The organism is Virgibacillus halodenitrificans JCM 12304 (assembly GCF_001310895.1).
Classification (GTDB): Bacteria; Bacillota; Bacilli; order Bacillales; family Amphibacillaceae; genus Virgibacillus_Q; species Virgibacillus_Q halodenitrificans.
The window spans coordinates 120,758-145,132 of record NZ_BAZS01000001.1; the positions used below are offsets into that span (position 1 = coordinate 120,758).

The window sequence follows — 24,375 nt, forward strand, 5'->3', positions numbered from 1 at the left end:
GAATAAGTTTGATAATAAACTAAGATTATAGTAAGTAGGTGGATCTATGTGGAACATTAGTGAATTAATATTGGCTTTTCTCATTTCCTGTATAGCATCTTTACTTGTAACTCCTTTAATTATAAAAATAGCATTAAAATTTAGAGTTGTAGATAAACCCGACAATAAAAGAAAATCACATAATAGAGAAAAACCAAGCATGGGTGGTTTGGCAATATTTATTGGAGCCGCAGCAGGTTTTATTTTTATCCAACCTGTTCACCCACAAATGAACGCTGTTATCATAGGTGCATGTATTATGCTTATAACTGGTATATTGGATGATATGTTTGACTTAAAACCTTTGTATAAATTGTTAGGTCAAGTGACGGCAGCTTTAGTGGTTGTCCAATCTGGGCTGATTATCGAAAAACTGACCATTCCCACAGTAGGCACTGTATATTTGGATAATTGGGGTATTCTAATTACGGTGTTTTGGATTCTTGCAGCTTCAAATGCAATCAACTTAATTGACGGCTTAGATGGTTTAGCTGCAGGAGTTTCAGCTATTGGGTTATCTAGTATTCTAGTAATGGCAATTATGGATTATCGATTAGTTGTTGTTTATCTATCTGTCATTTTAATAGGAAGTTGTATTGGCTTTCTTGCTCATAACTTTTACCCTGCCCAAATCTTTATGGGAGATACGGGAGCCTTATTCTTAGGTTATTCTATTGCGATTGTTTCTATGCTCGGTTTATTTAAAAATGTTGCTTTCTTTAGTTTTATCGTTCCCATTATTGTTATTGCAATTCCTGTATTTGATACTATCCTTGCGATTATACGAAGAGCGATGAGTAATCAAGGAATTGCCACTGCTGATAAGAAGCACATTCATTACCAATTAATAAAAATGGGCTATAGCCACCGCCAAGCAGTATTAATAATATACGCCTTTAGTATTTTCTTTGGCTGTATGGCGATAATCTTTAATAGTGCAACACTATTATCTTCTCTAGTTACATTGATAGTTATCGTACTGGGAATACAGTTAATAGCTGAACTAGCCGGGATTACTCTTTATAACAGGCAACCGTTGCTTGACGGACTTCGAAGAGTAGTCGGATTAAAGAAAATTAGATAAACCACACAATAAAAAAGCTTCGCATCCTTTTCAAATTGATGCGAAGCTTTTTTTATTAATTAGATTCTTCTTGATTTTCAGGAGCAGCATTTTGTGTTGTAGACTCTTCTGCGTTGGAAGTGTCTATTTCTAGATGATTCTTTAGTAAGCTTCTCGTCTCTGCTAAAGCTACATCATCCAAATGCCAATAATAAGTGCTGCCAGGCTGATAATCATAGCCTTTTAGAGTCAGAGCTTCGATGTCTAAATCAGAACCACTGGTACCGTATGAAATGAAGCTTTTCATTTCACTAAATGACATGTTAGTTTTCATATTATCTCCTACAGCTTCAATGATGTCATCATATTTTAGCAGAGAGCTGGCTGAAGCAGCTTTATTAACAATTGCTTTAATAAGATCTTGCTGACGTTTGCCTCTTTCAATATCATTATCTAATTTTCTAGTACGTGCAAGAGCAAGAGCCTCTTCACCATTTAACAATTGTTCTCCAGGTAATAAGTGAATAGCATCACGCTTATCCATTGAATTAGATTCTTTAAATTCATATGGTACTTCAGCTTTGATACCATTGAGTGCGTCTACAACATCTACAAATGCATGGAAATTTACTTTTACATAATAGTCAATAGGTATCTCTAAAAGATTTTCTACCGTCTCTATTGTTGCTTCAGGACCGCCATAAGCATGTGCATGGTTAATTTTTGTTTCATAACCTACTTCTGGAATATATACGTACGTATCACGAGGAATACTTAGTAACTTTACACTTTTATCATCTTTATTGAGAGTCGCTACCATTAAGGCATCTGTACGAGAATGCTCAGAGTTTCCTCTGTGCTCATTCGCATCAACACCTAAAATAAGTACTGATACATTATCGAATTTTGGATCAACTCTTTCATCTCTTAATGCTGATTTTTCTCTTCCGTCTTTTTCATAAGAATCCGAAAAGACAGAATCGGCTTTAATATATAAGTAAGTCCCATACACCAAAACTCCTAAAAAAGCAGCTATCAGAGGTAGGATTATATATGCTCTTTTACGTAATCTTCTTTTACGTTTTCGTTTAATCATTCGAGAATGATTATTATCGTTATTATTATACATAAATGTTCTCCTTCAATTTTTTGATCTACCCTAAGTGGCTAGATCAAGTATTTGAAAACCACTTTTTATTTTACTATGGAATCAGTGGATCGTAAATCACAATTTTATTACAAATATATTGAACTGTAATAAATATTTGACATTAATTACAACTTTATGACTTGGAGAAATTCAAATTTTATTCAAGTCACTTTTAATTTTTGAGGTCGATATACCTGATGTTCTTGGTAAGTATATAACTTCACAGTAGGGTTTTAAAAAATCAAACTTACCCTCCCAGTCATCTCCCATAACAAAGGCATCTATATCATAATATTTTATATCTCTTATTTTCTGGTCCCAACTTTTTTCCGGAACAATCATGTCTACATACCTTATAGATTCAAGTATAATTTTACGGTGGGTAAACGAATGATAGGCCGTTTTTCCTTTTTTAAGATTAAATTGATCTGTAGAGAGACCAACTATAAGGAAATCACCCATATCCTTTGCCTTTTTTAGTATATTTATATGACCGGCATGTAACAAATCAAATGTTCCGTAGGTGATAACTTTTCTAATGCTATTCACCTCCATAATTTATACATCCTATTTTAACACAAAATTGATAGCATTAAATAGTAATAGGAAAGTTATCGCAGTTAATTTTAATTACAAAAAATAAAAACCGATGCCCCCTTTTGCTCACCACATACGATTATAGTTGTGAAAGGGAGGTGAGACACATGGCAGTAGCAGAATTAATGAAATCCTCATTACAGCTGGTATTTGTTAATGGCACGGACTTGGAAACTGGAAAATCGCTTTATAAGTCAAAAACTTTTAACAATGTTAAAACAGCCGCAACAGCAGATCAGCTATACGCTATAGCTGAGGCAATTTCCGGATTGCAGGAGCTCCCACTTTACATGGTTCATCGTAAAGATAGCACCGATATCCATCAGGGATAGTTGATCCAGCTTAAATTTAATAGAAAGGAGGTCAGGAAATGAAAAGATTAGAACTGAAATTTGATAACTATGATGGCAAGGTCGTAACTTATACGATCGATAACCCAAAAGAACCAGTTGATCCAGCTGCTGTTAACGCAGCAATGGATGAGATTATCACACAAAATGCATTCACATCCGGCGGTGGCGATTTAATCGCTAAAAAAAGTGCTCGCCTTGTTGAACAGACAATTGAAGATGTAGAGATTCTGTAAATAGAAGGGCAACCGCTAAATTAAATAAACGTTTGATCAAGAAACAGGACCAGCGGCCAGGCCACTGGTCCTGTTTATCTATGGGAAAGGGGTTAGGAGCAGCGGCCGAGACAACGAGGCTCCTCTCCGCGACAGAGAGAGCAGCATCCGAGACAGCTAAGCATCATACCGTGACAGAGCTGCACTCGAGACACAAAATGCTATACCAACTCACCCATGCTGATGTCACGCCAAAAAGGAGGAAACAATCATGGAAAGCTGGGTACCTTTCATTACAGATGTTGGTTTTCCCATAGCGGTAACATTTTATCTGTTACACCGCATCGAGGGGAAACTCAATTTGCTAATTGAATCGATTCATGCATTACCTGAAAATATGAGAAATCAGTAAAGAAGAAACTTCGGCATATGCCGAAGTTTTTTATTGTAAGAACCAATCCCCGTGTTGGTTGAACTGTTTGCAGTATTTTTGTTTGAAGAGAATACTTGAAGTTGATGCTAAACTTTGGGGAATGTAGTACGGATTGATAAAATTTAAGAGTGTGCAATATGACTTCTTAGTTTACTTTCCTGTTCCACTGCACGTAAAGCCAAAGTCGCAATTACGTCTTCCTGACGGTTACTATTTTTAGTTAAATTATCCAATTGCTCGCTGTTCTTGGCGATTTGCTTAAAATTTTGCTCAATCAGCTGCGTATTCTGCTTTACTTGGTCATATTGTTTATCCATTTTTACATTTAGCTCATCAATTCTATTAGTATTCGTGTCTATCTTATTTTCAAGTCTCTGGCAATCTTGTTTTGTAGCAAAATTGTCTAAATCCTCTTTCGTAGCAAAATTCTTTAGATCGTCTTTTGTGGCAACAAGCTTCGACATCTCATCAATTTTCGTCATAATTTGTTCTAACATCAGATTATCATTCCTTTTGTTATCACCTCCTAATTAAATAAATAGCAGTTCATTCGACATAATAAGCGAATTTTTGCTTACCTTTAATATACAAACTTTTCATCGGAAGGGCAATCCTCTATTTTATGAAACTGAGAGTTGCCATTTCCATTCCTCCTAAACCTTAGGCATGTTTCCTATTTCCCAATTTTCATACCAAGATGTTATCTGATTATTTACTTCCAGACCCAGATCAGCTAACGCCTTTTTAAGTCGTTTGTATTGATAATGGACCAGCACACCGTAATCAACTTCAGCGTAAATTTTCATTAATTGAAAAGCCGCTTGCTCCTCTTCCGGATGTCTTTCACAAATTTTCACATACCATTCGATTGCTTTTTCCAGATCATGCTTTTTTTCATAACAAGCTGCGATCTGATTAGCTGTTTTGGCCCATAATTGACTTAGTCGAAATCTTTCTTGCTCGGCCCATATATAGTCATTTACTTCCAAATAACTGCCCGTGTATTCTTCCATGATTTCTTCATATAGTTCAATGGTACTAAGCTCCAACTTTGGAGCTGATTCAAGCTTACTTTCCCAACTTTTTATGTCAATTTGTGCTTCTTCTATTTGTAATGTGTATCCTGATTGCACATTTTTAATATTGATATGTTTACGGTAATGACGTAAGGCCCGTCGAATATGGTAAATTGCCGTATACAATTGGGTATACGCCTTTTCCGGTTCATAATCAGGCCATAGTAATTCAATCAATTCGGCCTTATGTATTGATTTTCCACAATAATGTAATAAATAGAGAAACAATTCCTGGGCTTTGGCTGTTCTCCAGGAGATAACTTCTTTTTCTTCATTACTATATTGAAAAGACAGTTCTCCACATACAGAGATACTTAGTTTCTTATCATGATTATTTGGATATGAAGCTGCAGAACGGTCATATCTTTTTGACGTAATTCGGTCTAAGGTCTTTTTTAGTCTATCTTTTTCTACAGGTTTTAAAAGATAATCTAATGCATTTAATTCAAATGCCTGTACTGCATAAGCTTGATAAGCAGTAACGAATACGATGGCCACCTCCGAGTTTGTATCTAAGATTTTTTCAGCGAGTTCAAGTCCATTAGTTCCTGGCATTTCTATATCCAAGAATATGACATCCGTTTCATATAGAATATGGGAGTTTTTATTGTAATCGAAATGAATAAATTTATGCACACACGCTTCTTCATATAGCTCTTTTAAGCGACGCTCCAAAAGGTCCATTGCTAATGGTTCGTCATCAATCAGAACGATATTCATAATATCCACTCCTATTCAGCTGTTTGTTATTTTTTACTAGAATTAAATGGTAGATTTGTAGTTGTTTTAGCTGAGGTAGAAATTCGTGTTGTGTTATACCAATAAACAATTTGGTGCTTATAAGTGAAGTATATTCATTCATTACATGATTTGCAATAACCTCAAAAAAATTGTTTGAGGCAATCTAAATCTTGGTGGTGTTAATTAGGTATTTATACCTATTTTTGCGTGCCGGGTAGAAATAAGTAAGTAAATTTGTTCAGTATTTGTATAAGTTCTTTCTCTATAATTTGGTATTGATTAAAAATAGTAAACATATTTTAGGGGATCGAGAAAGGAGCTTAGCAATGCAAAGAAGATTAAGTATGTTATTTATTTGTGTGCTGCTTTTTCAAACAATGATTAGTGGGATTTCACCATCATTAGTTAAGGCAGAAGGAAAGCAACAGAGTATTTTTACAGACAGCATATTAACAGATGAAGAAGGAAATAAAGTTAAACTTGAAGATGTGAGTGCAGGTGCGCCAGTACATATCAACATAGGCTGGTCAGTAAAGGACAAAGACATCCGGGCTGACAGCAATGAAAAACTTCAGCTCCCTGCTGAATTGGAATTTAGCGAGCCACAGGAAGGTGAGTTAGGAAAAGAAGGAAGCGCAATCGGTACCTATCAGGCAACATCAGATGGTATCCTTACTGTTCAAATTTCTAATGAGATAGACAATTATCCTGAAGCAAGCGGGACGATCGTGCTAAGTGCGGTAAAATCTACAGATTCTACAAAAGCTAATGAGCAAGACGCAAGTGAGAATCCTCCAGAAGGTGAATCGGAAACGAGTTCACCAGTAACGGATGAAAATGAAAATACAACAACTGAGCCAGTAGCAGAAGAAGAGAATGGAACTGAAAAGCAGAATCCAGATAAGGAAAAAGAAAAGCTAAACGCTGAAAGCACTAATGAAACTACTAAAATTGAAGACTCAGCAAAAGAAAAAGATACAAAAATAGTAGATGGGGAAGACTCTGAAACAGAGAAAAACTTGGTTCAACCAGCAGCACAAGAAGTTTCTGGATTTAATTTACTGCTGGATGCAGTAACTGATTTAGATGGCAACCCGTATACGGAAGAGAGTTTACTAGAACCGAAAGATCAGTTCTGGCTGAACCTTGACTGGAATCTTGAGAATGGCCATACGTATACAGCAGGTGATAAGCAAGTATTTCAATTGCCAAAAGGGATTAAGGTAATAGAAGAAATATCGGGGGAGCTAAAAGACGCCACTGGTCTAACCGTTGCTACTTATAAAATAACTAAAGATAAAAAAGTGGAATTGATATTCACTGATTATGTAGAAACACATAGCAATGTTACAGGTTGGATCCAAATCATTTCGCAATTAGATGAGAAAAATGTTGATGTTGAAGATGGAGAAGCGATTATTGACCCTATTGGCGAAGAGGGAGAAATTCGCATTCCAATTGTTCAAGGTGAGTCAGGAAAAACAATAGAGAAAAAAGGTACTCCTAATAAAGGCTATAATGCGGATGAAATAAATTGGGAAGTAATAATTAATAAAAATCGAACTTCTTTAACGAATGCCACAATTACAGACATTCTTCCAGCGGGGACCGAATATAAGGAAGGTAGCTTAAAAGTTACGAAATTGAAAGTGGACTTATACGGAAATGTGCTAGGGGATGCAGAAGAGGTTGACGTCACTGGTGAGTTGTTTGCGAATGGAGAGCTGTCCATCCCGCTTGGTAATATAAAAGATGCATATCGGGTGGAATATGTTACTACAGTTACGGATGAGGAGAAAAAAGAATTTACGAACAATGCTATTCTATCAGATGATCGATTGGAGGATGTTTCAGCAAAATCCACAGCCACAATTAATCGCGGAGAAGCAATTAAGAAAAAGGCTGCCAAAAGCTATAATCCGAAAACAGGGGTTATCGAATGGGAAATTGAATTTAATTATAATGAGAAAAATTTAAATGATGTTACATTAAAGGATGCTTGGACACCAGCAGGTAAACTGGAGTTAGTTGAAGATAGTCTGAAATTTACAGAAGTTACGATTGATGAAGAAGGTGATGCACATGCAACAGGAAATGTTGGCTTACCAGAGGGCGCTCAGCTTGTGCCTGGAACAGATCAGTTTGAAGTAACTGGTATAACTACAACTAAACCTTATAAAGTAACTTATCAAACAAAAGTGAAAGATCGCGTATTGGATCCTTTTGAAGTTGCAAACACAGCAGGATTTGGCACAGAGACAGCTAAATCTGGCACGCAAGTAGGAGCTTATTATGGGTCTAAATCAGCTGGAACGGTTGATTATAAAAATAAAACGATCGATTGGAAGATTGAGATTAATCATGATGAATATCCAATAGAGAACATTAGCATAAAGGATACATTGGGTGAGGGTCTGGCTTTAAAAGAGGATACACTTAAAGTCACCGTTGATGGAGCGGATTATAAAGATTTTAGTATTTCAGGAGATAATCCATTCACTATTCAGTTTCCAAATGATTTTACTACCGATAAAAAGATCGTCATTACGTATCAAACGAGCTATGTTGCTGATGAGGTGCCAGAATATAAGCCAACAAATACCGCAGCAATTACTTGGACCCCAGAAGGCAGTAGTGATTCGATGACGAAAAAGGTTACAGCAGGAACAGAACTAAACAACAAAACAAAAAATAATGATTGGAAAAACGGCTCGTATGATCCAGAGACAAAGGAAATTACCTGGACGATTTACACGAATTACCGTGAGAACGAAATCGGAAATTTAATTGTTAAAGATGCACCACAAGGGAACCAGAAAATTGTTGCAGATTCGATTGTGGTGAAAGAACTAGCAATTGATGAAAAAGGGAATATATCGGAGGGCAACGAACTTACTAATGGTATAAGTGTTGACTCAGAACAGAATACATTCCAAGTCACAATTGGCGAAACAAATAAAGCACACAAAATCGAATATAAAACATCACTTGTTGGATTAAGTGATATCCAAACGGAATATGTTAATAAAGCTGAAGTATTGGATGGAGAGACCAATCTTTCTAACTTAGATGCTAAAGTGGGCATTGCTAAAGCAGAGACTTATGGAGAAAAATCGGGCTATCAAGACGGGAAACAGGTTCATTGGTCTGTAAAAGTCAATCTCGGGCAGCAAAAGATTAATAATCTAAAGCTGGTAGATACCATTTCTGCTAACCAGGAGTATTTAACAAACACGATTAAAGTATATAAAGCATCCGTTGATACAAATGGTAAAGCAACCAAAGGAGAAGAGATTTCTCCAGAGCAATACCAATTAACACATACAACAGGAGAACCGGACTTTACGATTATATGGAAGAATGAGGTGGAACGCGCATTTATTGTAGAGTATTCCACATTATTCTTTGCTGGACATAATGAAGATGTTACAAACAATTATGAAGTAACAGGCGATAACATAGTTGACGATGGTAAAACAAACGGAGATGGTTCGGTAACAATTAAGCAATTAGCATCAGGTGGAGGAAATGGTGAAGCAGGCTATCTTGTCGTTGATAAAGTTGATACCACTTATGGGAAAGAAGAGACAAGTCTAGAAGGTGCTGAGTTCGACTTAATTGATGCTGATACTGGAAACGTATTGAAATCAGGTACTACAGATGAAAATGGTCAAATTGATTTTGGTCGTTTACTTTTCGGAGAATATGAATTACATGAACGAGTTGTACCTGATGGGTATGTAACCAAGAACGAAAGACAAACAATTATAATCGATAAAAAGTACGAACAAAATAATGAACAAACGAAAACAACCTACAGAGTTGAAAACTTTGTACCAGTTTATGCAATTGAACTAATAAAAACAGACAATAAAAGCAAGGCATTGCAGGACGCAGAGTTTACCTTATACGACGGAGACAAAAAAGAACTTGCAAAAGCGACAACTAATCAAGATGGTAAAATTTTATTCGAAAATTTAAAAGAAGCTGGTACGTATTATGTTCAGGAAACAAAAGCACCTAAAGGATTTGTACTCGATTCAACAGAACATAAAGTGGTAATTGGAGATAAAGAGCCAGAACCTGTAAAGGTATCTGTTACGAATAAACCACGTGGTGCTGTCGTTTTAACAAAGAAAGATTTAGATTCAGACATAGCCCTTAAAGGTGTGGAATTCGCCCTGCAAAAACAGGATGATACTGGTGATTACCAAACAATTGCTACCCTAACAACAGATGATAAAGGAAAGATTAGAACATCCAATACACTGGAAGCCGGAAACTATCAGTTTGTTGAGACAAAAGGGTTAGATGGTTACCGTACTAATGGAACGCCGATTAAATTTACAGTGAATGTTAATAGTACGAAAGATCAGCAGCTTACAATGAAAAATGAGCGTTATAAAGGTTCTGTAGAATTAGTGAAAAAAGACGATGTAACAGATGCAACATTAAAAAACGCAACATTTAAATTGGTTAAAGCAGATGGAGAGCTGGTTAAAGAAAACCTAACTACAAATAATCAAGGAGAACTACGGATTGATGACCTTTTCCTTGGTAAGTACCAATTAATTGAAACAAAAGCTCCAGCTGGATATAGACTGGAAGAAACACCGATTGATATTGACATTACTGAGGATAACCAAGTTATTGAAAAAGTGATGACAAATGAAAAAATCACGGATATAACGGTAGAGAAGAAGTGGAACAATTCCTCAGGAGATAATGAATCTGTTACTGTAAAGCTTTTACCTACAGATCAAACAGTGAAGTTAAGTGAGAAAAATGATTGGAAAGCAACGTTTAAAGATTTAAGCGTCTATGACGAAGCTGGAGAAGCCATTGATTACCAAGTAGAAGAACTTAACGTAGATGGTTATAATTCTGCTGTAACAGGTGATCGAGTAAATGGATTTATAATAACAAACACAGAAACTACAACCGTCGAAGGAACAAAAACATGGCTTGATGATGGGTCAGCTGATCGTCCAGATGCAATCACAGTTAAACTGTTGGCGAATGGAGGAAAAGTAGCAACAACAGAAGTGAAAGCAGCTAACGATTGGAAGTATTCTTTCAAAGATCTTGATAAGTATGATGCAAATGGGGAAGAAATTGCGTATACCATTGAAGAGGTTCCAGTTGAGGGCTATGAAACAACTGTAAATGGTTTTGACCTTGAAAACCTTCGTGTGGGAACTGTTTCAGTCAAGGGTGAAAAAATTTGGCAAGATGAAGACCCAACAGATCGTCCGGAGGAAATAACCGTAAACTTAAAGAGAAACATTGATGGAGTTGAAGATAAATCATTCTCTAAAAATAAAACGGTAAAGCCGAACAATCAAGGTAAATGGGTTTACACCTTTACAGATTTAGCAGAATTTGATGAGCATGGAGCAGCATACACGTATACCGTTAAAGAAACAAATGTACCAGAGAAATATGAGGCGAAAATTGATGGATATGATATTATCAATACTCGTGTTGGTACGACGGAAGTTTCCGGTAAAAAGCGGTGGAAAGATGATAAAATTACCGACAGGCCAGAAACGATTACCATTAATCTTTTACGTAATAATGTTGTTGTAGACACAACGCAAACGACAGCAGATGATGATTGGGTATATCGTTTCCAAGACTTACCGAAGTATGATAACAAAGGTCAATTATATGACTATACGGTTAAAGAACAAGATGTCAAAGGGTATGATTCACAAGTGAGTGGCTTTGACATTACAAATACGCGTGCGGAGAAGAAGTCAATTGAAGTAACGAAAGGCTGGCTGGATGATAATTCTAAAGATCGTCCCACATCCATTATTGTCTATTTAAAACAAAATGGAGAGCTTTTCGACACTTTACAATTAAAGGCTGAAGACGATTGGACATATGTGTTCAACGATTTAGAAGCATATGATGAAAATGGGCAAGAATATGCGTATACAGTGGAAGAAAAGGCTCTAGAAGGTTATGAAACAAAAATAGATGGATTTAACATAACTAATCTTCGTGTGGGCAAAACAGACGTGACAGGAACAAAAACCTGGTTGGATGATAATTCACCAGATCGTCCAGAATCTATTACAGTGAAGTTACTGGCAAATGGAGAAGAAACAAATGAAACAGCCACTGTTAGTGCTGATTCTGACTGGAAATATGCATTTACAGACCTTGAGAAGTATGACGATCAAGGGAAAGAAATTGCGTATACCGTGGATGAAGAAGTGGTAGAAGGTTATAAAAAGAGCATATCCAATAATAACATCACAAACTTACGGGTTGGAAAAACTGCAGTAACTGCTGAAAAGATTTGGAATGAAGTTGATGAAAGATACCGTCCAGATCATGTAACTATAAACCTATTAGCAAATGGCGAAGTTATTGATACCCAAATAGTCACGGCTGATACGGATTGGATGTACACATTTAGTGATCTTGAGAAATATGATGAGCAAGGAAAAGAAATCACATATACCGTGAAAGAGAACGACGTTCCAGCAGGCTATGATGCAGATGTTGATGATTATAAGATAACAAATACGCAGAAATCTACAGAGGTAATTGGTACAAAAGAATGGATAGAAGTGGATGAGCGTTATCGTCCGGATTCCATCACTGTGCAGCTTTTGGCGAATGGTGAAAAAGAAGCAACCGTTGAGGTCTCTGAGAATACAAATTGGACCTATGCATTTACAAATTTAGCGAAGTACGATAAAGCAGGCGAAGAAATCACCTATACAGTGGAAGAGCTTGATGTGCCAACAGGCTATAAATCAACAGTAGATAAATTTAACATCACAAACTCACAAAAATCGACCAAAGTAACTGGTGAGAAGACATGGTCAGAAGTTGATGAAAGATACCGCCCGGATTCCATTACTGTTCAGCTTTTGGCAAATGGTGAGAAAGAAGCGACATTGGAAGTCTCAGCTGAAACAGACTGGAAATATGCTTTCACTGATTTAGCAAAGTATGATAAAACAGGCGAAGAAATCACCTACACGGTGGAGGAAATGAATGTTCCGACAGGCTATGAGGCAGAGGTAGATGGTTACAACATTACGAATACCCAAAAATCAACCGAAGTAACTGGTGAGAAGACATGGGAGGAAGTAGATGAGAGATACCGCCCAGATACAATAACAGTGAATTTGCTGGCAAACGGTGTTGCGGAACAATCTGCCGAAGTGTCCAAAGATACAGACTGGTCGTACACTTTTACAGACCTGGCCAAGTACGATAAAGAAGGTAACTTAATTACGTACACCATCAAAGAAGACGCTGTTACTGGATATACTTCAACAGTGAGCGGCCATGATGTAACCAATACACAGCAAACGACAGAAGTGTCCGGAATGAAAACGTGGTTAGATGATGAATCAGCAGATCGTCCGGATATAATTACGGTTCAAGTGAAAAATGGCGAAGAAATCGTTCAGTCACTAGAAGTCACAGCAGAAGACGATTGGAGTTACACATTTAAAGACTTACCGAAGTACGATAAAGCAGGTAAGGAAATTAATTACTCCATTAATGAAAAAGCGGTTGATGGCTATAAAACGATCATTAACGGTTTCGATATTACAAATCTTCGTGCAGATGTGACAGTGGTAGAAGGAGAAAAAATCTGGAAGAATGATAGTCCTGCAGAGCGACCGGAGGCAATCACAGTTATCTTATATGCTAATGATAAGGAACTGAAGCGCCAGAAGGTTACAAAGGAAATGGATTGGAAGTATACTTTTGCCAGCCTACAGCAATTTGACGATGAAGGTAAAGCAATCGTGTACACGGTAGGTGAAAAACCGGTGGATGGATATGATACCGAAGTAAATGGATTTACCATAATAAACACATTAAAACCAAATGACCCTATTTCACCAAACGATCCGGAGGACACGGATGATCCGGCACAACCGACCATTTCAGGAGGCGCAAGTAATTCGGGGAATGAACTGCCTAATACAGCGACGAATATTTTCAATATCTTCATGATAGGTGCAGGTTTCCTATTAGCTGGATTTGCTTTGTGGATATACAAGAGAAAGTTTGCAAGAGACTAAAACTTAAAAAGCGATCGCATACTGTAGCTGTATGCGATCGCTTTTTTTAGGTTCTATTTTAATGTTGGAGTTCAACTGGAGTATTTGCAGAGATGGAGGAATTTCGTATCACTGACAAAAATAATCGTCCACAGAGCAAGGGAACCCGCCGGAGGATGAAATAATCGTCCGGAGAGCTCGGGAATCCGCCGAATGTCGAAGATCAACCTCGCTATACAATAAATAGCTTTATTTATTCAACGGGATGGTAAATTGAATGCGTGTGCCCTCATTTAACTTTGATTCAATTTCCAATCCTTTTCCAAATAGTTTCTTTAGTCGAAGGTTTGTATTAGCCATCCCAATTCCCCTGGACTGATTTGAACTTTTTTGAAGAAGTTGATCAACAACATTTTGTTCCATCCCTACACCATCATCAGCAACAGAAACAATGGCATGATTAGAATGAACCGCTACAGTAATATAAACGCATCCGCCAATAGGGCGTGGTAAGATGCCATGCTGAATTGCATTTTCGACAAGTGGCTGTATTGTTAAAGGAGGTATACGTATGTCTGTGACGTTCTCTATATCCCACTCTACAGCTAAACGCTCACCAAATCGTTCTGTTTCAATATATACATATGATTTAACTATTTCCAATTCTTCCTGCAGAGAAATAAGTGTGTCAACATTTTTAATATCAAAACTCCTGCGTAAATAATTACCAAATTGGTTTAATAGTTTTGTCATTCTAGTTGTATCCACTTCACTTAGTGATGCAATCGTGTTTAATGTATTAAAAAGAAAATGTGGTCGGATCTGCGCTTGTAATAAAGCCGCCTCCATGCGCAGATGTTCATGAATAGAAACTTTTAGATCAATTAGAGATTTCACTCGAGAAAGTAATTCGACCCCATCTACAGGTTTGGCGATATAATCATTCGCACCTGCATCAAATGCTGTATGAATATCCTCTGTCTGGTTGCGAGCTGTTAGTAATAAGATAGGTAACTCTGACACTGTATACTGTTTTCGTATTTCTCTTGTTAACTGGTACCCAGACATATTTGGCATCATTACATCTGAAATAATTAAATCCCATTGTTTGTCTGTTAGACGGTTTAGAGCCTCTTCGCCATTACTTGCTGTACCAAGGTGGTATTTTTCATCAAGCAGCCTACGTAAGATTTTCAGGTTAACAGGGTCATCGTCCACAATTAGTACATTGGAGGTAGAATGTCTAGTCGTTTCCTTTTTACGTGGAGCTTGTAAAACGGATGTATTCGAGTCCACTACCGCAGCTACTTCTTCTTCATTCTCATCCTCATTCATTGGCGTACTCTTTGCAAGTGGAAGGGTAAATGTAAAAGAAGATCCTTTTTCTAAGACAGATGTAACTCCAATACTGCCTCCATGAAGTTCAATCAGTTGTTTACTTATGGAAAGACCGAGTCCAATTCCCTCTTCTTTGTAATTTCGTATATCACTGCCTTGTGAGTAAGGGTTGAAGATAGCTGCTTGCTCTTCATCGCTAATGCCAATGCCAGTATCACGGATAGTAATAGTTGCCCACGTTTTTGTAGAGGTAGCTGTAATTGTAATGTTACCTTCTTCCGTATATTTAACGGCATTATGAAGTAAGTTAAAAATAATTTGCGTTATCCTATTTTTATCAGCCAGCACAAGTGGAAAGTCACTTTCTATTTTATTTATAATATCAAGTTTTTTTCCATCCGTCATAAAGGAAACAATGTCGATAACACCTGACGAAACGGAGGATAAATTTGTTGGCTGTTTATTTAGTTCAATATGTTTATCCTTCAGCTTAGACATGTCGAGTAAATCATTCAATGTAAACTTCATTTGTTTTCCAATACGTACTAATAAACTTAGATAACTTTTATTTTCTTCAGATAACTGCTCCGACTTATTATGTAGAATTGATTGGGCAATTGTAATTATTCCATGTAATGGATTTCGTAACTCATGCGAAGTATGTGCTAAGAACTCATCCTTCTTCTTATCAGCTCGAAGTAGTTCCGCTTTCTGTAGCTCATTTAATTGGACAGTTCGATTGTATCTGCTTAATAACAAACCACCAATGGCAAGAATTCCAACTACAAAATCAACAGGATAATATGGAATATCAAATAAATTCAAATTAATAGCAACACCCCATAACACATTAAAGAAGTTTACTATATTTGCTATTAAAATATAAAAAGCATCTATGTTTCCTTTTTTCAATAGTTTAATTACAACAACAGTTATAGAAGTGTAAGAAATTACATTTAATAACATAATAGTGTAACCGACATAAGACAGGCCGCCTTCAGGAAGAATAAATAAAGCAATAACAGATAAAGGATATAAAATAAATAGGCTTCGGAACATTACACTATTTATATGAAATACATGTTTTACAAATTGAAGCATGAAAAAGAGAACGCCAGCAAAAGAGAAGTAAAGTAGCTTATATGCAAATGTACTGTCAATTGTAAAAGGTTGAATTAATAGTTTATCTTCATCTACTAAGATACTCAAAGCAGCAAAAACAAGAAGAAGGCCAAAAAATAATAATTCTTTTTTGGTGGTTTGTCTGCTTATAAGGTACAAAGATAATGCATATATACTGTGAATAATCAGAAGTACAACCATAGAGATTTGTAGTATTCTAGAAAAATATATTTGATTATTTATTGTTTTATTCAGGCCAAAATCAATAGAAAAAGGTATACCTCCAGGTTGGAAATTTTCAAAGTTTGCGACCTGAATAAGTAAGTCAACTTCATTAGAAAATGTCGAAACAGTAGCCTTATAGGTGCCTGGCTTTGATTTATAGCTAGCTTCTTCTTTTGATGGTATTCCGGTTTCTAAAATTAAATCATCATGGGCATATACACGGTAGGCAGAGGAAATATCTTTTATTCTAAGTCCGTATAATTCTTGCTCTTCCAATGCTTTAGGTAAAATAATCTTTAAGTGATAGGTTCCATAATGAATGTTATCTTTATTTTCGGAATTAAGATTCCATGTGCCTGGTACCATCATGGATATTTGTTTTAAATTATTATCGTCTGAAATAAGAGTAGGAGAAAGAAGGCGGTTTGGATAAAAGTCCCATTCTCCATTAAGAGAAACTGTTTCTGAAGGGACCAGATTGATTTCTGATAAATCCAAAACACCATCAGTAGCTTGCATTTCATGACTTGGTTGATAATACATTATCCACATTATGCGAAAACAAGTTAATATGAAAATAAGCATGATTAGTAGAATAATAAGTTTTTTTATCGAAAAGGACTTCATCAGGTTCACTCGTTTCAACTAGTAATAGTTACCAATTTATCTATCCATCTATTATAATGTTTGCTGAAACGTTATACAACTCAGTTAGGGTTTTATTTGAAGAACAAAAAAAGCAATCAATCAAGCGTTTGATTAATTGCAATAGAGTGGAGGGAGTAGTTATTTATTAAATAACCAGTGGTAAATTTAGACATAATCTCACAAATTATTTCCCGGGAAATGACATATTTAGTCACAGTTTAATCTTATTTGTCAGCGATAACCTTCACATGGTATTTTCGGCTTCGTGGACCGTCAAATTCACAAAAGTACACTCCTTGCCATGTGCCAAGCACTAACTCTCCCTCTGAAATAATTAACGTCTGAGCATGACCAACTGTGCTTGTTTTAAGATGTGCAGCCGTATTTCCTTCTGCATGCTTGTCTTGTGGATGTGTCCAAGGGTAGATCTTATCCAGTCGCATCAGCATATCTGTTTTTACATCCGGATCCGCATTTTCATTTACAGTAATTCCAGCTGTAGTATGAAGAGAGGAAACAATTGCAATGCCTTCCTGAATACCTTGTTCCTTTACCCATCCCTCGATTTCATGTGTAATATCCAACATCTCAGAATGCGAGTGTGTTTGAATATGAAATTCTTTGTTCATGTATAACTTCCTTTCAGTTAATAATTTTATTGTTATGTCCAGTATATATGTAACCATTCTACAAATAATTAAACTGGCGAAAGCGAAAAGTGATGTCACATCTCCGGGATGAGAGCCCGCACTATCCAAATGAGAGAGGCGCCCAGAATATGAGAAACCCAGGCGCCCAAATGAGAGAGGCGCCCAGAATATGAGAAACCCAGGCGCCCAAATGAGAGAGGCGCCCAGAATATGAGAGCCCCCGCCACCCAAATGAGAGAGCCGCTCGGAATATGAGAGAGCGCCGTGCAATATGAGAGCCACTCCCCCAACAAAACAGCTTACCCAACACCATCATAAATAAAAATATGGCAGTAATACATATGCCAAAATGGAGTTTAGATTATATTGTTATAGCCATGTGAACTGTATAAAATTTAATTATAGCAATAATAAATCAAATTATTAATAAATAGGAGGGTTTTTATGGCTGAAAATAATGGGGTTCGTGTCAAGGTTCAACGCTTTGGTAGTTATTTAAGTGGTATGATTATGCCGAATATCGGTGCGTTTATTGCGTGGGGGATTATTACTGCCTTATTTATCCCGGATGGCTGGTTACCAAATAAGCAGCTGGCTGAGTTAGTTGGTCCAATGATCACTTACTTGTTACCTTTGTTAATTGGTTTTACAGGTGGACGAATTGTATATGATATTCGTGGTGGTGTCGTGGGTGCCACTGCGACGATGGGAGTTATCGTTGGGGCTGAGATACCTATGTTTTTAGGTGCTATGGTTATGGGCCCACTTGGTGGATACTTAATTAAAAAGGTGGACCAGTTGTTCCTGGATAAAATTCGTTCAGGCTTTGAAATGCTATATAATAACTTTTCAGCCGGAATTTTGGCAGCATTGTTAGCTATTGCAGCTTCACTTGGAATTGGCCCGGTAGTAGAATCGTTAAATCAGATTTTGGCAACAGGGGTAGAAGCAATAATTGGTGCTGGATTAATTCCGCTGGCGAACATCATAATTGAACCTGCGAAAATCCTGTTTTTAAATAATGCAATCAATCATGGGATCTTAAGTCCTATTGGAATTGAACAGGCAACAGAAACCGGAAAGTCTATCTTATTCCTTTTGGAAGCTAACCCAGGACCTGGTTTAGGAATTTTATTAGCTTTCACTGTATTTGGGAAGGGTATGTCGAAGAGTTCTGCACCAGGAGCAGCACTAATCCACTTTATTGGTGGTATTCATGAAATTTACTTCCCATATGTGTTAATGAAGCCTGCTCTTGTGCTGGCAGCTATTGGTGGAGGAATTAGTGGTGTCTTCACCCTGACATTGTTTGATGCTGGATTACGCGCGCCGGCTTCCCCAGGGAGTATCATTGCCGTGCTTGCGATGACCGAGAAGGGTAGTTATGTTGGCGTTATATTAAGTGTGATAATCGCGACAGCAGTCTCATTCCTAATCGCAGCAATTATTTTGAAGACAAGCAAAGCAGAAGAAGCGGATTTAACTTCTGCAGCTGGTAAAATGGAAGAAATGAAAGGGAAGAAGAGCTCCGTCGCTGGAACTTTCGCTAACTCGGAAAAAGAGGAAGAGCAAACTTTCAAAAAATCAAATGAGAATGTAGATAAAATTATCTTCGCCTGTGATGCAGGTATGGGTTCCAGTGCAATGGGTGCTTCATTATTAAAGAACAAATTCAAAAAAGCAGATATTGATATTGCAGTAACAAACAAGGCGATAAATGATATTCCTGAAGATGCGGATATTGTCATCACGCATAAGGATTTGACGACAAGAGCTAAAGATAAAATGCCGGAAGCTGAGCATATTTCCGTAGAGAATTTCTTAAACAGTCCTGCATACGACGACTTAGTGAACCGTTTTAAATAAAGTTCTAATTTGTTTAAGAGGGGAGGTGGGTAAGCTGTATATAGCATCCAGGGAACGTAAATTGCTGTCCATTTTATTGGACGCAAGAGGCGAAGTGAAGGTGAAAGAGCTGGCAAAGTTGCTTAATATCAGTGAACGTACAGCACATCGGGATTTAAATCAGGTCGAAACAACCGTTGCTAAATTTAATTTGCAATTGAACAGGAAGCAAGGAATGGGTATAAAGCTTTCTGGGCAGGAAGAAAACATTCTCAGATTGCAAGCAACAATTGCCAGTTTAGAGCAAACAGATTATACCATAGAGGAAAGACATGCAATTATTTTCCTCATCCTTTTTGAAGCAGATGAACCAGTTAAGTTGTTTACTTTTGCTAGCGAGTTGAACGTAACAAATGCAACGATTAGCAATGACCTTGATCAAATGGAGGAACATTTAAACAAATACGGATTACGGCTCTATCGGAAGCGGGGACTTGGAGTAGAGCTGGAGGGTACGGAAGCTGCTAAAAGAAAGGCGATCAGTAGTTTTATAGCTGATTTTATTGATCCATATGAATATCTTACGATGGCAAAAGAAACTCTTAATAAACATTCGAGCTTTCCACAAAATAGTATATCTAATCGTCTGCTCGGTCTCGTTAATCCGGAAAAGCTGGAACGGATTGAAGAAGAAGTACAACAGGTTGTTGGTAAGCTTTTACCCCATTTGGCGGATAGTGCCTATATTGCGCTCGTTGTTCACTTAGCCCTTGCAGTACAGCGTTTAGAAAAAGGAGATCATATCAAATTTGATCCAACATATCTGGAGGAGATTCGGCCAACAAAAGAGTTTGGTATTGCACGTCAATTAATTTTTGGTTTGGAGCAACGCTTAAACCTCCATATACCGAATGATGAAATAGGCTATATTACGATGCATCTTATGGGAGCTAAACTTCGTGTAGAGCAAAATTATATGATAGAAGATTCAAGTATGGATACGGCCTATATTGCTAAAGAGTTAATCTCATATATCAGTCACCGTCTCTACGTGGACCTAACTGAAAACTTCTCGCTGTTAAATGATCTAGTAACCCATTTAAAGCCGGCAGTTTATCGGATTAAGCAAGGGATGAATATAAAAAATCCAATGCTTGAGGACATTGTCACAGATTATGAAGATTTATTCGAATTAATAAAGGAAGCTGTCACAGAGCTTTTTCCGGAAGTACATTTTCCGGATGATGAGATAGGCTATCTGGTTCTTCATTTTGCCTCAGCATTACTTTCCGGAGAATGGAAAGTGGATCTGCGTGCACTGGTTATTTGTTCAAGTGGAATTGGAACGGCCAAAATTCTGGCAAGTCGGCTAATGCAAAAAATACCGGAAATTAAACAGGTTGACAATCGCTCCATGTTTGAAGTAGCGGACGTAAAGGCTGATTATGATTTGATTGTTTCCACCATTCCATTAAAAGAGGATGAAAACGACTATATTTTAGTATCACCAATGCTGCAGCAAGATGAAGTGGAACGGATTAAAAGGTGGGTACGAAAGCAAAAGCTTCAAAAAATAAACAAAAAGAAACCGCAGCAGGAAGAAGGAGAACAATCAAACGCTTATACTGAGAAGCTAACTATCATGCAAAAGTATTCAGGGATCACTATTCGTATATTAGACGCCTTTCGAATAACCTATCTATCAGCAAAAGCATCATTAATACATGTTTTAGAAAAAGCATGTAAGCAGCTTGCAGATGAAAAAGTCATCACAGATGAAAAAAAGATTGTTCAAAAGTTAATGGAAAGGGAACAAATTAGTGGACTGGGTATTCCTGACACATCCCTTGCGTTATATCACACACGAGATGATGGAATAGATAAGTCAAGTTTTACTATATATGACTTAAAGGAACCAATAGTTGTAATGGGGATGGATGGGAAACAACAAGCTATTTCACGCGTCCTTCTTATGCTTGCCCCAAAAGAAATAGAACAGGAAAGCTTAGAAGTATTAAGCTTTTTAAGTAGTCTTCTAATTCAGGGTGACAGTATAACTCGTCTCTTTGAGAGTGGGAAGGAAACAGAGATAAGGGAATACTTATCGGAACAGTTTTTTAATTTTATTCAACAAAAAGCTTAAAAAGGAGTGCATCATGTTATGACGAAAGAAATTTTAAGCAAGGAAAATATCAAATTAAATGCGCAATTTCAGAATAAAGAGGAAGCAATCCGTTACACAGGCGATATTCTAGTAACAAATGGATATGTACAGCCAAATTATGTTGATAAAATGCTGGAGCGCGAGGAAGTAACTTCCACATTCATGGGGAATTTTGTAGCCATCCCACATGGCACAGAAGATTCTAAGGGAGAAGTAATTGAAACAGGGATATCTGTTGTAATCGCTCCAGAGGGTGTTGATTTTGGTGATGGAAACACTGTTAAAATTCTTGTCGGTATTGCAGGTAAAGGAGATGAGCATCTGGAGGTGCTTTCTAAAATTGCGATTGTTCTTTCAGAAGAAGATAATATTGAGAGTCTTGTGAAAAGTAAATCAAAGGATGAAATAATTCGTATTTTTGATGAGGTGAATTAAATGCTGGCAGTTCATTTTGGTGCAGGAAATATCGGTCGTGGCTTTGTAGGTGCATTGCTTTCTCAAGCGGGTTACCACACATTGTTTGTGGATGTGAATGATACGATGATCCAGGAATTAAATAAGAGAGAGACCTACAAGGTGACATTAGCTTCTGAAAAAGAAGAAACGTTAACTGTCAACAATATTTCAGGTGTAAACAGTATTACCCATCCGGAAGATGTAATGGAAGCAATAGCCACTGCTGATATTGTAACAACAGCAATTGGACCAAGCATTCTCTCGAAAATTGCGGAATTGATCGCAAAAGGCATTCAGCAACGTTTGAAGACAGATGGTCCGCCACTAAATGTGATTGCCTGTGAAAATATGATAGGTGGCAGTAGCTTACTCAAGGAGCATGTGTATACCTACCTTACAGGAGATGAGAAGCAGTTCTGTGAAGATAATATCGGTTTCCCAAATGCAGCTGTTGACCGTATTGTACCAAATCAAAAAAACGAAGATATTCTTGCCGTTTCTGTAGAGCCTTACTTTGAATGGGTGGTAGAAAAGCCAGCAATCAAGGGTGCTATTCCCGAAATAGAAGGTATAACCTATGTAGAGGATCTGCAGCCATTTATTGAGAGAAAGCTGTTTACTGTTAATACAGGTCATGCGGCAGTTGCTTACGTTGGCAAGTTTTTAGGATATTCCACCATCAGTGATGCAATGAACGATCAAAAGGTACAGGAAATTATTCACCATGCATTACAGGAATCAGGAGAGGCATTAGTAAACACCTATCACTTTGCCCAAGTGGAACACAATCGTTATATAACGAAAATTATTGATCGTTTTAAAAATCCGTATATCTCAGATGAGGTAACTCGGGTAGGACGTGGGCCTATTCGAAAGCTTGGCCCACAGGATCGGCTTGTAAGACCAGCACTTATGTATATTGATACAGTAAAACAAGAACCAGTATACCTGGCAACAGTTATTGCCGCAGCATTAAATTATACGAATGATGAAGATGAAGAAGCGGTTAAATTACAGAAGATGATTCATGAGCTTGGATATGGGGGGACACTGCAAGGTGTGTCTGAATTGGAGATGAGCCATCCTCTTATACCAATTGTAATTAAAGAGTGGAACAAACTCAAAAAGTTAGTTTAGAAAGTGAAAAAAGGAAGGATGTCTGAGTAAATGGACATCGCTTCCTTTTTGTTTGAAAGGAGAGTTATTTATAAAATTTCATGCTAGGACGAAAGAGCGCAAATGTTCTCGGAAGAACGAGTGTAGCCTGTCTTCCTTACTTGCATGTACTTGCGTTTCCTCTAAACTTCCAACGTTTCTTCCCTTGCATTTTTTACTAACAGTGCCGCTCCGATCATACTGGCATCGTTTTTCCACTGAGCTCGCTGTAAATTGACTTTAATAGGCGATGCTGTATTTACTTCTTTAATTAGAGAATCCCACCAAGGCCCTGTTGCATTTACAACGCCGCCTCCAAGTACGATCATTTCCGGATCCAACGTATATTGAAGATTAATAATTCCTATGCTTAGATGATGAATAAACGTGTCAATAATTTGTTTACACTGTTCATCGTGAGGATAGTGAACAAATAAATCTTTTGGAGTATAGTCTTTTGCTGATAAAGATGGTTGACTATGTATGGCATCCTCGAGGGCTCTACCGGAAGCGTATCTTTCCCAACAGCCTTTTTTTCCGCAATCGCATCTCATTCCATCAGGATAAAGAGTCATATGGCCGACCTCACCGGAGTACCCGTTTAAACCGTGAATGATTTGCTTATGTTGAACTACGCCACCGCCAATTCCTGTGCCAATCGTAGCACATATGTAATGATTAACTTCTTTCGCAGCACCTACTATTCCCTCTGTCAAAGCTGCACAATTTGCGTCATTGTCTACATATACAGGGACATGAAATCTGTCTTCGAGCATGTTACTTAGTGGAGCGTGTTCCAGGTCGGGCAAGTTGGTAGCGCGAGTGATCATGCCTTGACTAAAATCAACAATTCCTGCCGAGGCAACTCCAATGCCTCTAATTTCCTTTCCTAATGTTAAAGTGGCGATAGTCTCTATCATAGTTCCAATGATGTTCTTTTTCGGTGTAGGGATCTCGGTATGCCTGGAAAGCTGATGTTCCTCGTCAAACAATCCAAACTTTATTTTCGTCCCTCCGATATCAATTCCAATTACGTTCATGTTGCTTATTCCTCCTTCTCTTCATT

At 37.4% G+C, this 24,375-nt stretch carries 16 protein-coding genes; 9 read left to right on the forward strand and 7 right to left on the reverse strand.

From position 1 onward, the window contains the following. Window positions 1-46 precede the first annotated feature (46 nt). Entirely contained in the window at window positions 47-1,123 is a 1,077-nt protein-coding gene (locus tag JCM12304_RS00505) for a glycosyltransferase family 4 protein (RefSeq protein WP_019378070.1), read from the forward strand. A gap of 55 nt (window positions 1,124-1,178) precedes the next feature. Here the strand turns inward: JCM12304_RS00505 and JCM12304_RS00510 are convergent, their stop codons facing one another. Further along, complete coding sequence (locus JCM12304_RS00510; RefSeq protein ID WP_060678192.1) at window positions 1,179-2,231, reverse strand: LCP family protein; 1,053 nt, start codon at window positions 2,229-2,231, stop codon at window positions 1,179-1,181. A gap of 171 nt (window positions 2,232-2,402) precedes the next feature. Beyond that, complete coding sequence (tagD, locus tag JCM12304_RS00515; protein WP_060678317.1) at window positions 2,403-2,792, reverse strand: glycerol-3-phosphate cytidylyltransferase; 390 nt, start codon at window positions 2,790-2,792, stop codon at window positions 2,403-2,405. A gap of 164 nt (window positions 2,793-2,956) precedes the next feature. Here tagD and JCM12304_RS00520 point away from each other — a divergent pair, with 164 nt between their 5' ends. The 3 genes from JCM12304_RS00520 (at window position 2,957) to JCM12304_RS18865 (ending at window position 3,826) form a co-directional block, all read left to right on the forward strand. Beyond that, the gene (locus JCM12304_RS00520) at window positions 2,957-3,181 is read left to right on the forward strand and encodes a DUF1659 domain-containing protein (protein WP_019378073.1); all 225 of its coding nucleotides are present in this window, start codon (window positions 2,957-2,959) and stop codon (window positions 3,179-3,181) included. A 38-nt stretch (window positions 3,182-3,219) separates the two neighbouring features. Continuing rightward, window positions 3,220-3,435 carry a DUF2922 domain-containing protein gene (locus JCM12304_RS00525; RefSeq protein ID WP_019378074.1) on the forward strand — a complete coding sequence of 72 codons (216 nt, stop codon included), beginning with the start codon at window positions 3,220-3,222 and terminating at the stop codon, window positions 3,433-3,435. Between the two features lie 250 nt (window positions 3,436-3,685). Continuing rightward, window positions 3,686-3,826, forward strand: a complete 141-nt coding sequence (locus JCM12304_RS18865) for a YvrJ family protein (protein WP_082387941.1) — start codon at window positions 3,686-3,688, stop codon at window positions 3,824-3,826. 143 nt (window positions 3,827-3,969) lie between these two features. Here JCM12304_RS18865 and JCM12304_RS00530 read toward each other — a convergent pair whose 3' ends face one another. Beyond that, window positions 3,970-4,344, reverse strand: coding sequence for a hypothetical protein (locus tag JCM12304_RS00530; protein WP_060678193.1), 375 nt, complete (start codon window positions 4,342-4,344; stop codon window positions 3,970-3,972). A gap of 156 nt (window positions 4,345-4,500) precedes the next feature. Next, complete coding sequence (locus JCM12304_RS00535; RefSeq protein ID WP_060678194.1) at window positions 4,501-5,643, reverse strand: response regulator; 1,143 nt, start codon at window positions 5,641-5,643, stop codon at window positions 4,501-4,503. A gap of 347 nt (window positions 5,644-5,990) precedes the next feature. Here JCM12304_RS00535 and JCM12304_RS00540 point away from each other — a divergent pair, with 347 nt between their 5' ends. Continuing rightward, a complete protein-coding gene (locus JCM12304_RS00540; RefSeq protein ID WP_060678195.1) occupies window positions 5,991-13,727 on the forward strand; it encodes a Cna B-type domain-containing protein in 7,737 nt (2,578 codons plus the stop codon). Window positions 13,728-13,955: 228 nt separating this feature from the next. Here the strand turns inward: JCM12304_RS00540 and JCM12304_RS00545 are convergent, their stop codons facing one another. Further along, window positions 13,956-16,934: a hybrid sensor histidine kinase/response regulator gene (locus tag JCM12304_RS00545; RefSeq protein WP_060678196.1), complete on the reverse strand. Its 2,979-nt coding sequence runs from the start codon at window positions 16,932-16,934 to the stop codon at window positions 13,956-13,958. 329 nt (window positions 16,935-17,263) lie between these two features. Further along, a complete protein-coding gene (locus tag JCM12304_RS00550; RefSeq protein WP_060678197.1) occupies window positions 17,264-17,668 on the reverse strand; it encodes a secondary thiamine-phosphate synthase enzyme YjbQ in 405 nt (134 codons plus the stop codon). A gap of 465 nt (window positions 17,669-18,133) precedes the next feature. Here JCM12304_RS00550 and JCM12304_RS00555 point away from each other — a divergent pair, with 465 nt between their 5' ends. The 4 genes from JCM12304_RS00555 to JCM12304_RS00570 are packed head-to-tail and all read left to right on the forward strand — an operon-like array spanning window position 18,134 to window position 23,291. After that, a complete protein-coding gene (locus tag JCM12304_RS00555; protein ID WP_060678198.1) occupies window positions 18,134-19,555 on the forward strand; it encodes a PTS mannitol transporter subunit IIBC in 1,422 nt (473 codons plus the stop codon). Between the two features lie 25 nt (window positions 19,556-19,580). Further along, window positions 19,581-21,677: a BglG family transcription antiterminator gene (locus JCM12304_RS00560; protein ID WP_060678199.1), complete on the forward strand. Its 2,097-nt coding sequence runs from the start codon at window positions 19,581-19,583 to the stop codon at window positions 21,675-21,677. Between the two features lie 18 nt (window positions 21,678-21,695). After that, window positions 21,696-22,133 (forward strand): PTS mannitol transporter subunit IIA, encoded by a 438-nt coding sequence (locus JCM12304_RS00565; RefSeq protein WP_060678200.1) that lies wholly within the window; start codon window positions 21,696-21,698, stop codon window positions 22,131-22,133. Then, complete coding sequence (locus JCM12304_RS00570) at window positions 22,134-23,291, forward strand: mannitol-1-phosphate 5-dehydrogenase (RefSeq protein WP_060678201.1); 1,158 nt, start codon at window positions 22,134-22,136, stop codon at window positions 23,289-23,291. A 161-nt stretch (window positions 23,292-23,452) separates the two neighbouring features. Here the strand turns inward: JCM12304_RS00570 and JCM12304_RS00575 are convergent, their stop codons facing one another. After that, complete coding sequence (locus JCM12304_RS00575; protein ID WP_060678202.1) at window positions 23,453-24,349, reverse strand: ROK family protein; 897 nt, start codon at window positions 24,347-24,349, stop codon at window positions 23,453-23,455. Window positions 24,350-24,375: the final 26 nt, after the last annotated feature.